Genomic DNA, 13,442 nt, shown 5'->3' on the forward strand with positions numbered 1-13,442 from the left:
CCGCGTAGGCGGACTTCGTTTGTACAGACGCGAATTCTATTCGCAGGGAAACCTTTTGCAACGCCAGAAAAATCAAACGCAACTCGTTTCCTTAGCTTCTAACTTAGCCCGATCGACCTCCTGCAAATCCCCGTGGTCTAAAGTCCAAAATCGGTCGGCAACGCTCAACAAATCGCTAGCATCGTGAGTTACAATCAACAAAGTCCAGTGACTTTTCAACTTACTCAACAAGCTGACTAACTGCCGCCGCATCGACCAATCCAAACCCGCCGTCGGTTCGTCCAAGAGTAGCAAATGCGGCTGCCGAATTAGCTGCACCGCCAGGGCTACCCTCCGCTGTTGTCCGCCGCTCAAAGCGTGGGGAGAAGCGCGCAGTGGCAAATGTCCTAGCCCCACTTCTGCCATTGCTGAGTTAATTTGTTCTTGTCCCAATTCAGGATGACCCAACCGTAATTCTTCTAAAATTGTGCCGCCGCAAAAATGCCTTTCAGGAAACTGGAATACTAACCCTCCTAACTGTTGCAAGTGTTCCGGTGTTAATTCTTGTTCCCGCCAACGGATGTCGCCGCTAGTTTTTTCGGCTAAACCTGCTAATATTTCTAAGAGCGTACTTTTGCCTGAACCGCTGCGACCCACAATCAGCCCCATTTGCTGCGAGGGAAGTTCTAAGTTAATATTTTTCAGAATAGCATTCGGACAGGCGGTAGGATGATATACTAAGTTTTTTAGATAAAGCATTAACGCAATTGGTGATTGGGGAGAAGGAAGGCACTACACGAATTTTGACACGAATTTTGACAAGGATACACGGATTAATTATCCAGCCTCAGCGATTTGTTTCTAGCTTGGGCCGATCGCACACTATTATTTTACATAAATCTTTACAAAGATTTCCTGTTTTTTCACGATTGACGTTTAATTTTTCTGTTTTTTCATGGTATATTTTAATAATGGGAATCTGTCCTTTAATATATTACAATCCACACTACGATTATTAAAATATACCTCAACAACCACAAAAAATCAAGCAAATTTCACTCTTTTTTTGGTGGCGGCCCGAAAGTCTAAAAATTTAACTTTCTTGTTTCTAGTTTACAGTATATTCCATTGAGAGAATTGACGATGACGAAAACCCCTTTAGCATCGCTTGGCAAGCAAATGTTAAGTTCTAAACAGACAGTGCGGGCGATCGCCAGTGCAGGAGCGATCGCCCTCAGCATCTGCATTAACTCGGCAGTAGCAGGCGATCCCTTTCGCAGCAGCAACCCGCAGGCGATCGGGCCCAACACCGAAACCGCTTTCAAAACCATGTTTCAGCAAGGAAACTACAAACAAGCAAAAACTCAAATTCAACAAGCACTATCAGCCGAACCAAACGAGCCGCTAGCCTATGCGATGGCAGCCTCCCTATCATACATCGAGCAGGACTTAAACTCGATGAATTCCTACGCGCAAAAAACCCGCGAAGTCGGCGAAAAATTGACTAAAACTAATCCATTGCGCGGCAATATTTACACAGCAACAGGTCACTTTCTAGAAGGGGCGAACATTATAGCCAAAGAAGGAACAGCCAAAGGTGCACCCCAAGCTTTGAGTAAATTGCGAGTAGTATTTCAATACCTAGATGCCGCCGATAAAATAGCGCCCAACGATCCAGAACTCAACCTGCTCAAAGGCTACATGGACTTAATTCTAGCCACCAACCTGCCCTTTTCCAACCCCAACGAAGCCATTCAAAGACTAGAACAAAAAGCCTCTCCTCGCTACTTAGCTTATCGCGGCATGGCCGTCGGCTATCGAGACTTGAAAAAGTACGATCGGGCTTTAGAATTTGCCAACAAATCCCTAGCAGAAACGCCAAACAATCCCGAAGTTCTCTATCTAAAAGCACAAATTTTGTTTTCCCAATCCCAGGGAAAAGACGGTAACAAAACCTTACTTGAGGAAGCCCGAAAAAACTTCGACGCAGCCTTAGCAAAACCCGACCAACTGCCGCGCAGTTTAGTAGCAGAAATCTTCTTTCAGCAGTGCAGAACCCGTAACCGTCTCGACAGCAAATCTCGTGCCTGCGACCCGATGCGCGATAAAATTAGAGATGCAGATGGAGTCTGGGGGCCCGCGGCCTTACCACCACTATAAAAAGAGTCAGAGGGAAAGTCAGAAGTGAGGAGTCAGGAGAAAAATTCTCCCGCTTTTCCTCTCTCCCGCTTTTCCTCTGTCCTGCAATCCCATTCCTGCAATTCCATTCCCTTTCTTTGATAAAATTGATGCAAGTAGAGTTTCGCGAGTTTAACCCCTTTGACCTCTGGATTTGGCTGAAGTTCAGCAACGTGCCTTCAAACGGTGAAAAACAGTATGTTGAAGAAGTGTTTGACTCTTGGTTTTTCTTGGGAAAACTGGGAGGATTTAATGCGGAAAATTTGCAAGTTCAAGATGAAGGCTTAGATATCAGTCAGATGAATTACGATGTTAATCTAGCCGACCAAAGCATGATGGCTTTGATGCACAATATGGGAGAAATGGAGTATCAAGGTTCTTGGGCTCGCTGCTGGTTTGATTTGGGCACTAGCGATGCAATTGGCCTTGATGTTTTGATTAATGTTTTCCAGCAACTCAGCAAAGAATTCGTAACCATTGAAAAACTCATTATCGGCGGGGAAAATACAGACTGGCCCGTTGACAACACTCGCCGTCGAGAGGCTTTTGCTGCTGATAATTAACCCTTGACACGACAGACATTACACGGATAAACGGATAATGAGTGATGATTGCTGAGTAATATAAAACTTACGCACGGGTAGTAATGAACCGGGTTTTTTGCATCATACTTCGTTACAGCCCGCATCAACGGCAAAAAACCTGCTGGTTGGGCGAAGTCGGAACCCGGTTTCTTTTGTTTTGGTTTTGATGCGTCAGGACTGATGACTGATAACTAATTTATGCAAAAAGGTACAATTCGCGTAATTGTTTTAGGATTAATTCGATCGGGCGATCGCATTTTCGTGTCTGAATGCGAAGATCCGGTCAAACAAGACACATTTTACCGAGCTCTGGGCGGTGGCATAGAATTCGGAGAACCCAGCATCGACGCTTTGCAAAGAGAGTTTCAAGAAGAAATTAAAGCCCATTTAACAAATATCAAATATTTGGCTTGTTTGGAAAATTTTTTTATTTTTAATGGTCAGGCCGGACACGAACTAATACAACTCTATCAGTGCGAATTTGTCGATCCCAAATTTTATCAATTGGAGAGTCTAGCTTTTGCAGACGGAGATTGGGTATTTACCGCACTTTGGATGCCAATCGAGCGCTTTCGATCGGGCGAATTGCGCCTAGTTCCCGAACAATTTATTGACTACTGCGAAAGCTAATAACTCAACCAATACCAAAAAACAAATACCTGAGATGGGGGAATTAAATCTAAAATATTTGCCCTAGGGGCGTGTTTCACCTGAAATATTTGCGATAACTAACAGGATGAATAAACCCGCCCCTTCCTTCCGCCCCCCGCATTACCCGGAGCTACCTTACACTAGGCAGAGTCCGCAACAGCTCATAGAGCAAAGAGTTAATAAAACCGAGGGCTATAGCACCCAGCAAAGCACTCCAAATTCCCCACCGCAAGCGAAATCCTTCGACTAGCCAAGCCGCTAATCCAAAGATAATCGCGTTGATAACAATTATCCACAAACCAAAAGTTACCAACACCAATGGAAAACCCAAAACCACAAAAAGCGGCCGCACTAAAGCATTCAGCAATCCAAAAACCGCCGCCGAAATCATCGCTTTTCCAAAAGTGTCAATGTCCACCCCAATGGGCAACTTGGAAATGATAAAAAAGCTCACCGAAGTTACCAGCCAAGCAATTGCCAGCGAAATGATATCCATGTGTTCATCTCCTTAAAAAAGCTAAACATTAAATCGGAACAACAGCACATCCCCCTCTTGTACAATATACTCTTTTCCTTCACTGCGAACTAACCCTTTTTCCTTAGCGGCATTCATCGCGCCCGTAGCAACCAAATCTTCATAACTCACAGTTTCGGCCCGGATGAAACCCCGTTCAAAATCAGAGTGAATAACCCCCGCAGCTTGCGGTGCTAACATTCCCGCGATAATCGTCCAAGCGCGAGTTTCTTTCGGCCCGCTAGTAAAATAAGTCCGCAAACCCAATAATTCGTAAGTAGCTCGAATCAGAGATTTCAAGCCCCCTTCTTTTACTCCGAGAGATTCTAGGAAATCCGTTCGTTCTTCCTCGGATAACTCCACCAATTCTGACTCAACTTGCGCCGAAACTATGACAACCTTAGCATTTTCTTTAGCTGCTACTTCCCGCACTTGTTCGACATAGCTATTTCCTGTTGCTAAATCGTCCTCAGACACGTTAGCAGCATAGATAATTGGTTTGTTGGTCAGTAATTCCAAACCTTTAACTAATTCAGCTTCTTCATCTGTGAAATTGTACTGCCGCGCCGGTTTCCCCGCATTCAAAACCACGACTAATTTTTCGAGCACATCCACTTCTGCCTGAGCTTCCTTGTTGTTGCGGGCGAGCTTGCGAGTGCGATCGAGCCGGCGTTCAATTTGAGCTAAGTCTGCTAGAATTAATTCGAGATTGATAATGTCAATATCTCGGATCGGATCGACAGAACCCGCAACGTGAATGATATCGTCATTTTCAAAACAGCGGACAACGTGGACGATCGCATCTACAGCCCGAATGTGAGACAAAAACTGATTTCCCAGTCCTTCCCCCTGACTCGCCCCCTTCACCAAACCCGCAATATCCACAAACTCCATCCGCGTCGGCACAGTTTGGGCGGAATTGGAAATATTGCTCAGCACCTTCAACCGTTCGTCTGGCACTGCCACGATACCCGTATTTGGCTCGATGGTACAGAAAGGAAAATTAGCAGCAGTCGCCTTGGCATTAGCAACCAGAGCATTAAACAAAGTAGATTTGCCAACATTAGGCAGTCCGACAATTCCGGCAGTAAGCATAGCTATTTAGAAACATATCACTGTTTCAAAATATCATAAGCAATAGCAATATATCTGACTTGTGCCTTCTAACTTCTAAAGCTAAGCTTGAATAAATATCTAACTTGAGGTAGATGGCTCAATGGTTAACAAGTGGTTAAGCAAAGTAACGATAGCTGCGGGGCTGTCGCTGCCCCTGTTAGCGCTGACAACAGCTAGCGTTTTCGCTGAGGTGGTCAAAATTTCGGTGATTAACAACAGCGGCAAGACGATGACAGCCGTTTATATGTCTCCTCCCGATAAGGATACTTGGGGAGAAAACGAGCTAGAGGCCCCGATTGCCGATCGGAAGAAGGCAGATTTTGAGTGGAATCAAGCTGACTACGGCGGCTCGGATGCGGGGTGTATTTTCGATGTCAGGGCCGAATACTCTGACGGCAAATCCACTGATTTGGAGGCTGTTGACCTTTGTAAAGAGACTGCGCTTAACTTCAATTAATTGATAATTTAGCCAAAAACCGAGTTTTTTAAAGTCTGATATTCAACAAAAAGATGGGGGACTTTGGAGAAACCCGGTTTTTGCGATCGACCTTACAAACAATCTTAAATTTCGCGATCGACTAAAACATAATTTAAACAGGTTCAGGAATTGTCTGAGGAATTGGCCCCGGCACTGTTTGAGGAATCGGAGAGGGTACTGTTTCCGGCACCGGTTCGGGAATTGGCTGCGGAATTGGTGCAGGTACCGGCTCCGGTACTGGACCGGGAATCGGTTCGGGAACGGGGCCCGGCACTGGTGGCGATGCGGGTATAGTCGGCAGCCCCGGTTCGGTACTGGGAATCTGCGGGCCGGGAAATGGAGTAGGGTTGGGAAAAATCACGGCAATTCTATTAATAACTCGATACAATCATGCTAGATAAAAAAACAAAAATACGACATCTATCTAAATAGTGAAAATTTATTAGAATTGATATTTTGCACCATTTTTGATCGGCTTTTTGGAGTAGACGAAAGCAACCGGGTTGATCTGTATTTTATTTTTTATGCTGACCGAAAGCAATTTGGTCACAGCCCCCCGGTACAGGCTGTGAACCCTTGAAAAAAGCGTAGCGTACTCATCACGTGCGATCGCTGCTGCCCGTGGGAGCAATTCTAAAATCTAAAATCTAAAATCGCGGAATCGATCGCCCTCCGAAAAGCCTTGCCCGCCTTTGGTTTGGCACGACACCTACCCAAAAGTACAGGTTATGTCCTGTACTTACGGCCAGTTGGGAGCTGACCTTTTGCCTAATTTAAGACTGAACTAAAAGCTAGGAAGTTTTTGGGGATTGCTCTCTTAGAATCAAACCACGACCAGCCCCAAAATTTAGTTGAAATTCAACAACTAAAATTAAGCTTTATGACACAGAGTGATGAATTATATCAAAAGCTGTTAGAGCTTGATGAAGATAGTCTCAAGGCGCAGCTTGGAATCAGAGTTCAAGAAATAGCGAGAGATCCAACAGCGCGATCTGCTTCTTTAGAAAGTCTTGATGAGGCTCTAAGTGCGACTCCGAGAGGTGGAAGTCCCGATCGTGCTGATGTCAACTTTGGCGATCGCTATTTCAAGCAGCTAAACGTCAAAACTCATAACTTAATGTGTGGGGAACTGTTTGACGATCAAGAACTAAAAGCTAAACTTCTGGCAAGCTTTAAAGAAAATTCTGATAAAGGAGTCGCACTTTTAGCGCCGATTTTAGCGAGTCAATTCAATATAGCTTTGTCCGTCGCTATAATTGCTGCTACGTTGATAATCAAAACACTTTGTTCAGCCACTTCTACAATTGCTTCGGCTACTTCAGAGACAATCTGTGGAGTTTGGAAAGAAAAGTTAGGTGATGAAAAGGATACGCCAGACAGCGAGGGACTGCCAGTGGCAAATAGCCTTGCATAGAAGTTGGTGCATTTGAGGGCGATCGCTTTGCCCTTGGAGTTGAGACAAGAAAGCAAATTTATTAATTTTTAAGGGTGCATGAACATGAACCAAGATAGTCTTTTAGTAACCACGCCTACATACATTGAACCGTGCGATCGCATCAATCAAATAGATAATGACCCAGCTCAACGGCGAGCATTGGAAGAAGTAGGCGCTCGCGGTACAGTGACACTTCTGGACGCTCCAGGTTGTTCGACGGCTGTAGTTCGCCTGCTCGACAAGCAGCTCATCGAAGAGATGAACAAAATAGAGCCAAATTGCCTTGTAAGTTTCGCGGATATCAACGTAGATATGGGTGAAGGTGTTCATCCTTTTCTTCAGTTTCCTGCACAAAAAGCTCTCGCTCGTGCTATTAGCGATCGGGGTGAAAAACTGATTGTAAACTCAGCGTATCGAACCATTGCTCAACAACTATTTCTCTACAACTGCTATCAAGCAGGACTGTGTGGAATTACCGCTGCTGCACCTCCAGGTCAAAGCCAGGGTAAGAGCATCTTAATCAGGCTTGACACAAGCATTTGAGAATCTGCATCATATAGTCATCATTCATTGCCGCTCGTTTCTTTTTTTGTCGCACACTACGTCGGAGAGTCGTTTCTTGATTGATGGCATTAAGTGCCATTCGTCTTAGAAGAGCCAAGTTCTGAGGGCTGTTTAACGACCGAATGCGGCATTGGTCTTCATTAAAAGTGACATCTAAAGTTCAATGAACTTGGTTTTCAATACCCCAATGTTGACGAATTACACGACCATTAAGCTGAGCATCCACTGGTAAAGAACTTAGGTAAAACTGTACCTCTTGAGTCGTTTTGTTCCCCAGATGACGGACTCGTTCTACAAAAACAATCGTCTGAATATCTGTCCATTGTTCTTGTTTATAAAGCCCTCCTAATGCCGCCACAGACACCGCCCAAACTTTTCTAATTTCGACGCGATGATGTCCCTTTTCCGTTCGAGAATCCTGACTAACTTCAATTCCCTCAAACTCTTGAGCTTTCGCCATCTCAAACCAGGTTTTAACTTGATTGTAAAGAGTTGGATGATTACTTTTTAAAGTGACTACATAATCGGCTTTTTTCTGACGAATCAACCGAACAATCTCGGTTTGTGTCCCCATCGCATCAATCGTAATAATGGCTCCGGTGATGTCAATTAATTCCAATAATGCCGGGATCGCTGTGATTTCATTTGAATGCTCTTCAACTTTGACTTGTCCCAAGACTAACCGATGTTCACTCGCCCACGCCGTCACTAAATGTAAGTTTTTTACCCCTTTTTGTCGGTCCTAAGATCCTCTCAGACTTTTTCCATCAATCGGGATCACTTCTTGGCTAATTGAACCGATTAATTGGTTGAGCCATGTTCGCAATTTTTGCTCTAACATTTTGGGGTCTAACTTTTCAAAGACCCGACGGAATGTATCATCACTCGGGATGCCATTGGGTAATTTTAAAAACTTTTGTAACCAGGTAAGCTTACTGATTCCATAATTTTCCATGTCTTCCCACCCATCCGCTCCGGCTATAACCGCTAAAAGGGCAATGACGAGAATATCTTTGAGTAAATGTTGTTTGGTTCGCTCCACTATGCAGGTCTGGTACGTCATCAAAATAATTTGAAAAGCCAGTTTGTAAATCTTCGATAGAGATGGGCTTTGGCTTGTTGAGTTCTTCGGATTTTTCCGCTGGGTTGGAGGGAGCGAATCCTTTACTCATAACCATAAACTTTTCCTTACCTTGATGACTTAGCTTTTGAGGCATTATAGAACCGTTACTGACGAGCGGGCTACCCTGTATGTTTTGTTGGTTTTGTCAAGTACAATTTATACCAAATTAGATGAGCTTACCCTGGTTTTCTTCCTCAACCTAATCTACACTATTAATAATTTGTGTAAGGGGAATCTTTATTACTAACTCTCATTATTCACGACACGGAAGTTACGGAAATACGGAGCACTGTTGTTTTTCTGAGTCCTTCTTATTTCTTGCTTCTTGCTTCTTCTTTCAATGTCCCAATTCCTCGTTACTAATTCCCAAATGACTCGCTTAGCCACAACAATAGAAGCCATACTTTACTTAAAAGGTCAACCAGTGTCGATCGCAGAAATTGCCGAGATTGCCAAGTGCGATCGAGCCGAAGCCGAAGACGCCATCATCGAACTCATGTCTGACTCGTCCCACCGCGACAGTGCATTAGAAGTCGTCGAAACCCCCACAGGATACAGCCTGCAACTCAGAGAAGAGTTTGCCAGTTTAATGCAAACTTTAATACCTCCAGAATTAGGTGTGGGAGCTCTGCGGACGCTGGCTGCGATCGCCCTCAAAGGCGGCATCGCTCAGCCAGATTTAGTTAACTTGCGAGGTTCAGGAGCTTACCAACAAGTGCAGGAACTTGTAGAAATGGGTTTCGTCCGCAAACGGCGGTCGGCTGAGGGACGGTCGTATTGGTTACAAGTTACCGAGAAATTTCATCGGTACTTTCAAGTAGACCAACTGCCAAAACAATTGCAAATTGACTTTCAGGCCAATTTGTACCCAAGCAATGACGAGTAGTTTGAAGTAGAATGTAACCAGCCAGAAATTAAGAATCGCCAAATGGTTTTTCACCCTGACTTTGACACATCCAATGCTCAACAAACCGCAGTCAATCCACTGCTGAAGTACCTCCAACACCAATCCCCGGAGGTTCTAGCCCGCGTCGCCAAGTCCGTCAGCCCCGACATCAGAGAAATTATCTCTCATAACGTTCAAGGACTTGTCGGCGTTTTGCCTTCAGAAAATTTTAACGTCGAAATTACGACTGACCGCGAAAACTTAGCAGGTTTGCTAGCTTCAGCGATGATGACAGGCTATTTTTTGAGGCAAATGGAGCAGAGGATGCACCTAGAAGAAAATTTAGCAAGCACCAGCTCGATTCAACCAAACTTGCCCAAAGACAAGTAAAAAGATCAACGGGTTGGGGAACCCAGAAAGATGAAAGTTGTTCAGAAAAATCCATAATCCTGAATCATGGAGGCACAGGGAATTAAGAAACCGGGCTGTTAACCGGGTATCCCTCGCCCTACACCAAGGATTTTGGTGAAAAAACCCGGTTGCTGCGTCCAGGACTATAAAGCAAAGCATCAGATTTATCTTTCATCCTCTACCGTTTGCAACTAATAGCAGTTTCCCAAAAGAAAGCAACTCTAGGTAAGGTCCAAATCCTTATCCCGTAAGTCATTCCCAATTCTGTAATCGAAAATCTCAAATGGTATTACCCACCGGCGGAGCTACCCGATAGGGGAAAAGCAGCCGGACGTACTTTTATATTCTGAACTTGACCCACACGGTTAATTTCCAGCTCGATTTCTTTGCCCACAACGGTGTTTTCCACCCGTTCTTGCACATCCCCAGGAGTGTTAACCGCAATTCCGTCAACTTTTTGAATGACATCTCCGGGGCGCAAGTCGGCTTTTTGAGCGGGGGAATTTTCCACGACTCGCGTCACGGCTACGCCTTGATCGAGGGTAATTTTATTATTATCGAGCTGTTTGTTGAGTTCTGCCTTGGTGGCGGCAGTCAAGCTGACCATTTGAATGCCGAGATAGGGATGTTCGGCTTTACCTTTGGCGAATAGCTGATCGGAAACTCGTTTGGCGGTTTCGATCGGAATTGCAAACCCCAAGCCCTGAGCGTCGGCGCGAATGGCGGTATTGATGCCAATTACTTCGCCTTGGTCGTTGAGCAGAGGGCCGCCAGAATTGCCGGGGTTGATGGCGGCGTCGGTTTGAATGAAGCGGACTCGCTTGTCGGGGATGCCGACTTGAGAACTCGATCGACCCGTAGCGCTGATAATGCCCACAGTCACGGTATTGTCGAGACCTAAAGGATTGCCGATCGCGATCGCCCACTGTCCCGGTACAATATTGTCTGAGCTGCCCAAAGCCACCTGCGGCAGTTCCTTAGCATTAATCTTAACTACAGCAACATCCGTCAGCGGATCGACTCCCTGCACCTTACCCTCAAACTCGCGGCCGTCTTTGAGAGTCACCTTGACAGTATCCGTCCCGGAGACAACGTGAGCATTAGTAACGATGCGGCCGTCAGAAGTGAGAATAAACCCGGAACCCGTACCTCTCTTGACTCGTTCTTCCGGCTGCGGCAAATTCTCCCCAAAAAACCGGCGAAACAAAGGATTTTTGAAAGCTTCCGGCACTTGATTCGCTACCTTGCTGGATGCGTCAATCCGCACTACAGCCGGGCCGACTTTTTCCGCTGCTTCAGCAATAAAATTGGGATTGCTGCGATCGACCGCCCGATTTTCCAGAACAGGAGGAGACGCATAGGGGGGGATTTGCTGGCGAACTACTGGCAAAACCAATCCGGTTTCCAGATTGTTTGAGCCTTGCAGATAGCGATTTCCCAACCATCCCATACCTCCGCCGATTGACAGCAAAGTCACATAAAGGGTCGTTTGCTTAAAAGATAAACTCATTTAATAACTCCCGCTAGATACCTCATCCCCGCAGACACGTTCCCAATCAAGCATTTTTGTCTTGGCGACGGGAAGGAAGCGGGGCGGGGCGTACCGCTTCCTCAAGAACATAGCTGTTAACAGGCTGGCGCCCATCGGCATCACAGGCAATTTTGCCGGATTTGCCAAGAGCGAATCAAACTAATAATTCTCATCCTAACTTGGCTTAGCCTGGGATTTACAGTCTGGGGGGTGGCTAGAGCTTGTAAATATGCAGTTTCACAGGATTTTAAAATTGTCAACTGTCCGAAATGAATACTTTTTGATGTACATAATGACTTTGAAACGCTTATTTCCGCTGATTTTTGCACTAATTTGGTCGATCGCACCCGTTGGGAAAACGGCGGCAAATACCGAAATCCCACCTACAAATCTTCCTTCAGGTACACCTGTAGAAAACCCCGACCCGGCCCGCGATTGCCCGAGTCCGGCTATGTCTCGGTTGCGCGGCCATACTGTTGCCCAGGGCGAAACCATAGAAAGCATCGCGCGGCAGTACAATGTGATTCCTGCGGCGCTGATCGGGATCAATCCGATGTTGCGGGGCGGTGGAGTCTCTGCTGGAAGTACGATCGTCATTCCTCCGTACAGTGGCATCGAGGTAGAAGTGCCTGCGGGCTGGAATTGGCAAAAACTGGCAGAAGCTTACAAAGTGCGCGCAGATTTGCTATTTGAGGCGAATGGGTGCAGGCCTTTGGGGAAAACGGTGTTTGTGCCTGCGGTGAATAGGTCGATCGGGCCTTCTATCAATCCCGATGCAACGCCATCGGTGCAAGGATTTCCGCTGCCCGCCCCTGCAGTGGAAGCTTTGCGTTACGGGCGGCAATTGGATCAGGCGCGGCGCGAATTTTTTTTCCACAGCGGCGTAGATTTTTTGGCTTCGGAGGGTACGCAGGTTTTGGCCGCGGGCGAGGGGACTGTCGCCTTTGCCGGGCCGCAGGGGGATTACGGGAATTTAGTGGTGGTGAACCATGAAGCGGGGAAGCAAACGCGCTACGCTCATTTGAAAGATATTGCGGTAAAAGTCGGTCAAAAAGTGCAGTCTGGAGAAGTTTTGGGAACTGTCGGGACGACGGGAAAACGGGACATTCCGCCATCTCATTTGCATTTTGAAGTTCGGTACAATTCGGGTTTGGGTTGGGTTGCTGAAGACCCGCTGCTTTATTTGCAAGCGACTATTAAAAAATAGGATTGTTTGTGTGCTGGGGGGGTGACAACCCGCCCCAAATCCATACTGCGTAAGGATTGAGCTGTGTTGTGGTAAAAAAAGATAGGCAGCAGAATTATTACACGATTGCCTATTCCAAAAAATATGTTACCAACATTTTACCAGACTCACTTACAAAAACAACTGACGCAAACCGCGTTTATTTTACTCACAATCTTTTTGAACCTGATAGAATCCGAGAAACAAGTAACGATCGCACTAATCGGGTTCCCCTTAATCACTTATTGGTTAACAACTTATTGCCCGATCGCACATTTCTCTCAAATTCGATCGCTCTGAAACCGACTGAAAATTTGTCTGCTTTGTGACACAGCCCGCCGGGGGTTGAAACCCCCGTCTCATACCTAAAGTCGGTTGAAACCGACTGAAAATTCGCATGAAACCGATACACATCAACTAACTCTTCAGTCCTCTTTCAGAGGACTTTCGCTATGAGACAGAGGTTTCAACCCCTGGCGGACTCGCGGACGAACAAACTGGCCTTCCCCGCGCGGACAAACTAACGGACTAACAAATCGAATTCGATCGCCCATCCACAAAAATTCGATCGCCCATCCACAAAAATCCGATCGCCCGATCAACAAAAAACTCGATCGCACATTTCTCTCAAATTCGATCGCCCAATAAACCCAAAAACCCGTGAAGCGTAGCTATCCCGTAGGGAATCGCCCATCACGAAAAAACCCGATCGGGGGACCCCAAAAACCGGGTTTTTACGACAATACCTCGTTATAACCCACAGATTC

The 13,442-nt window shown here is 45.9% G+C and carries 17 protein-coding genes and 1 pseudogene; 10 read left to right on the forward strand and 8 right to left on the reverse strand.

The genetic code is table 11. The features are described 5' to 3' along the window. Positions 1 to 72 precede the first annotated feature (72 nt). Positions 73 to 738: an energy-coupling factor ABC transporter ATP-binding protein gene (locus tag QUA53_RS01125; protein WP_333046972.1), complete on the reverse strand. Its 666-nt coding sequence runs from the start codon at positions 736 to 738 to the stop codon at positions 73 to 75. Between the two features lie 384 nt (positions 739 to 1,122). On the opposite strand from QUA53_RS01125, the gene QUA53_RS01130 reads away from it, so the two are divergent. The 3 genes from QUA53_RS01130 (at position 1,123) to QUA53_RS01140 (ending at position 3,371) form a co-directional block, all read left to right on the forward strand. After that, positions 1,123 to 2,139 (forward strand): Sll0314/Alr1548 family TPR repeat-containing protein, encoded by a 1,017-nt coding sequence (locus tag QUA53_RS01130; RefSeq protein ID WP_333094430.1) that lies wholly within the window; start codon positions 1,123 to 1,125, stop codon positions 2,137 to 2,139. A gap of 128 nt (positions 2,140 to 2,267) precedes the next feature. Next, positions 2,268 to 2,720, forward strand: a complete 453-nt coding sequence (locus QUA53_RS01135) for a DUF3531 family protein (RefSeq protein WP_190737061.1) — start codon at positions 2,268 to 2,270, stop codon at positions 2,718 to 2,720. Between the two features lie 219 nt (positions 2,721 to 2,939). Further along, positions 2,940 to 3,371 (forward strand): NUDIX hydrolase, encoded by a 432-nt coding sequence (locus tag QUA53_RS01140; RefSeq protein ID WP_333094431.1) that lies wholly within the window; start codon positions 2,940 to 2,942, stop codon positions 3,369 to 3,371. A gap of 151 nt (positions 3,372 to 3,522) precedes the next feature. Here the strand turns inward: QUA53_RS01140 and QUA53_RS01145 are convergent, their stop codons facing one another. Further along, the gene (locus tag QUA53_RS01145) at positions 3,523 to 3,888 is read right to left on the reverse strand and encodes a phage holin family protein (protein WP_333094432.1); all 366 of its coding nucleotides are present in this window, start codon (positions 3,886 to 3,888) and stop codon (positions 3,523 to 3,525) included. Positions 3,889 to 3,909: 21 nt separating this feature from the next. Beyond that, the gene (gene ychF, locus QUA53_RS01150) at positions 3,910 to 5,001 is read right to left on the reverse strand and encodes a redox-regulated ATPase YchF (RefSeq protein ID WP_333094433.1); all 1,092 of its coding nucleotides are present in this window, start codon (positions 4,999 to 5,001) and stop codon (positions 3,910 to 3,912) included. Positions 5,002 to 5,122: 121 nt separating this feature from the next. On the opposite strand from ychF, the gene QUA53_RS01155 reads away from it, so the two are divergent. Beyond that, on the forward strand, positions 5,123 to 5,479 hold the full coding sequence (locus tag QUA53_RS01155; protein WP_333094434.1) for a hypothetical protein: 357 nt from the start codon (positions 5,123 to 5,125) through the stop codon (positions 5,477 to 5,479). A gap of 133 nt (positions 5,480 to 5,612) precedes the next feature. Here QUA53_RS01155 and QUA53_RS01160 read toward each other — a convergent pair whose 3' ends face one another. Further along, positions 5,613 to 5,861, reverse strand: a complete 249-nt coding sequence (locus QUA53_RS01160) for a gamma-aminobutyric acid A receptor, epsilon-like protein (protein WP_333094435.1) — start codon at positions 5,859 to 5,861, stop codon at positions 5,613 to 5,615. A 519-nt stretch (positions 5,862 to 6,380) separates the two neighbouring features. Here QUA53_RS01160 and QUA53_RS01165 point away from each other — a divergent pair. Then, positions 6,381 to 6,914 (forward strand): hypothetical protein, encoded by a 534-nt coding sequence (locus QUA53_RS01165; RefSeq protein WP_333094436.1) that lies wholly within the window; start codon positions 6,381 to 6,383, stop codon positions 6,912 to 6,914. A gap of 84 nt (positions 6,915 to 6,998) precedes the next feature. Next, a complete protein-coding gene (locus QUA53_RS01170; protein ID WP_333222082.1) occupies positions 6,999 to 7,478 on the forward strand; it encodes a M15 family metallopeptidase in 480 nt (159 codons plus the stop codon). Here the strand turns inward: QUA53_RS01170 and QUA53_RS01175 are convergent. After that, a pseudogene (locus QUA53_RS01175) lies at positions 7,456 to 8,671 on the reverse strand (ISAs1 family transposase). The gene QUA53_RS01170 and the pseudogene QUA53_RS01175 sit on opposite strands and share 23 nt — an antisense overlap. 321 nt (positions 8,672 to 8,992) lie before the next feature. On the opposite strand from QUA53_RS01175, the gene scpB reads away from it, so the two are divergent. Continuing rightward, on the forward strand, positions 8,993 to 9,508 hold the full coding sequence (gene scpB, locus QUA53_RS01180; protein WP_333065039.1) for an SMC-Scp complex subunit ScpB: 516 nt from the start codon (positions 8,993 to 8,995) through the stop codon (positions 9,506 to 9,508). Between the two features lie 42 nt (positions 9,509 to 9,550). After that, a complete protein-coding gene (locus QUA53_RS01185) occupies positions 9,551 to 9,898 on the forward strand; it encodes a DUF760 domain-containing protein (protein WP_333094438.1) in 348 nt (115 codons plus the stop codon). A gap of 310 nt (positions 9,899 to 10,208) precedes the next feature. On the opposite strand, the gene QUA53_RS01190 is transcribed toward QUA53_RS01185, so the two are convergent. Beyond that, positions 10,209 to 11,429 carry an HhoA/HhoB/HtrA family serine endopeptidase gene (locus tag QUA53_RS01190; protein ID WP_333094440.1) on the reverse strand — a complete coding sequence of 407 codons (1,221 nt, stop codon included), beginning with the start codon at positions 11,427 to 11,429 and terminating at the stop codon, positions 10,209 to 10,211. A gap of 313 nt (positions 11,430 to 11,742) precedes the next feature. Here QUA53_RS01190 and QUA53_RS01195 point away from each other — a divergent pair, with 313 nt between their 5' ends. Further along, positions 11,743 to 12,657, forward strand: a complete 915-nt coding sequence (locus tag QUA53_RS01195) for a M23 family metallopeptidase (protein WP_333248623.1) — start codon at positions 11,743 to 11,745, stop codon at positions 12,655 to 12,657. Positions 12,658 to 12,780: 123 nt separating this feature from the next. Then, on the forward strand, positions 12,781 to 12,975 hold the full coding sequence (locus QUA53_RS01200; protein WP_333094442.1) for a hypothetical protein: 195 nt from the start codon (positions 12,781 to 12,783) through the stop codon (positions 12,973 to 12,975). A 125-nt stretch (positions 12,976 to 13,100) separates the two neighbouring features. Here the strand turns inward: QUA53_RS01200 and QUA53_RS01205 are convergent, their stop codons facing one another. Next, positions 13,101 to 13,295, reverse strand: coding sequence for a hypothetical protein (locus QUA53_RS01205; protein ID WP_333094443.1), 195 nt, complete (start codon positions 13,293 to 13,295; stop codon positions 13,101 to 13,103). Continuing rightward, the gene (locus QUA53_RS29110) at positions 13,274 to 13,438 is read right to left on the reverse strand and encodes a S26 family signal peptidase (RefSeq protein WP_445304909.1); all 165 of its coding nucleotides are present in this window, start codon (positions 13,436 to 13,438) and stop codon (positions 13,274 to 13,276) included. The genes QUA53_RS01205 and QUA53_RS29110 overlap by 22 nt, the downstream gene beginning before the upstream one ends. Positions 13,439 to 13,442 lie beyond the last annotated feature (4 nt).

The organism is Microcoleus sp. Pol12B3 (assembly GCF_036701355.1).
Taxonomy (GTDB): domain Bacteria; phylum Cyanobacteriota; class Cyanobacteriia; order Cyanobacteriales; family Microcoleaceae; genus Microcoleus.

Excerpts from the sequence above, each read along its gene's own strand:
- QUA53_RS01140 (WP_333094431.1), top strand. The coding sequence starts at position 2,940 with ATGCAAAAAGGTACAATTCGCGTAATTGTTTTAGGATTAATTCGATCG.
- QUA53_RS01155 (WP_333094434.1), top strand. The coding sequence starts at position 5,123 with ATGGTTAACAAGTGGTTAAGCAAAGTAACGATAGCTGCGGGGCTGTCG.
- QUA53_RS01125 (WP_333046972.1), bottom strand. The coding sequence starts at position 738 with ATGCTTTATCTAAAAAACTTAGTATATCATCCTACCGCCTGTCCGAAT.
- scpB (WP_333065039.1), top strand. The coding sequence starts at position 8,993 with ATGACTCGCTTAGCCACAACAATAGAAGCCATACTTTACTTAAAAGGT.
- QUA53_RS01130 (WP_333094430.1), top strand. The coding sequence starts at position 1,123 with ATGACGAAAACCCCTTTAGCATCGCTTGGCAAGCAAATGTTAAGTTCT.
- ychF (WP_333094433.1), bottom strand. The coding sequence starts at position 5,001 with ATGCTTACTGCCGGAATTGTCGGACTGCCTAATGTTGGCAAATCTACT.
- QUA53_RS01185 (WP_333094438.1), top strand. The coding sequence starts at position 9,551 with ATGGTTTTTCACCCTGACTTTGACACATCCAATGCTCAACAAACCGCA.
- QUA53_RS01170 (WP_333222082.1), top strand. The coding sequence starts at position 6,999 with ATGAACCAAGATAGTCTTTTAGTAACCACGCCTACATACATTGAACCG.
- QUA53_RS01135 (WP_190737061.1), top strand. The coding sequence starts at position 2,268 with ATGCAAGTAGAGTTTCGCGAGTTTAACCCCTTTGACCTCTGGATTTGG.
- QUA53_RS01145 (WP_333094432.1), bottom strand. The coding sequence starts at position 3,888 with ATGGATATCATTTCGCTGGCAATTGCTTGGCTGGTAACTTCGGTGAGC.
- QUA53_RS01195 (WP_333248623.1), top strand. The coding sequence starts at position 11,743 with ATGACTTTGAAACGCTTATTTCCGCTGATTTTTGCACTAATTTGGTCG.
- QUA53_RS01200 (WP_333094442.1), top strand. The coding sequence starts at position 12,781 with ATGTTACCAACATTTTACCAGACTCACTTACAAAAACAACTGACGCAA.
- QUA53_RS01165 (WP_333094436.1), top strand. The coding sequence starts at position 6,381 with ATGACACAGAGTGATGAATTATATCAAAAGCTGTTAGAGCTTGATGAA.
- QUA53_RS01190 (WP_333094440.1), bottom strand. The coding sequence starts at position 11,429 with ATGAGTTTATCTTTTAAGCAAACGACCCTTTATGTGACTTTGCTGTCA.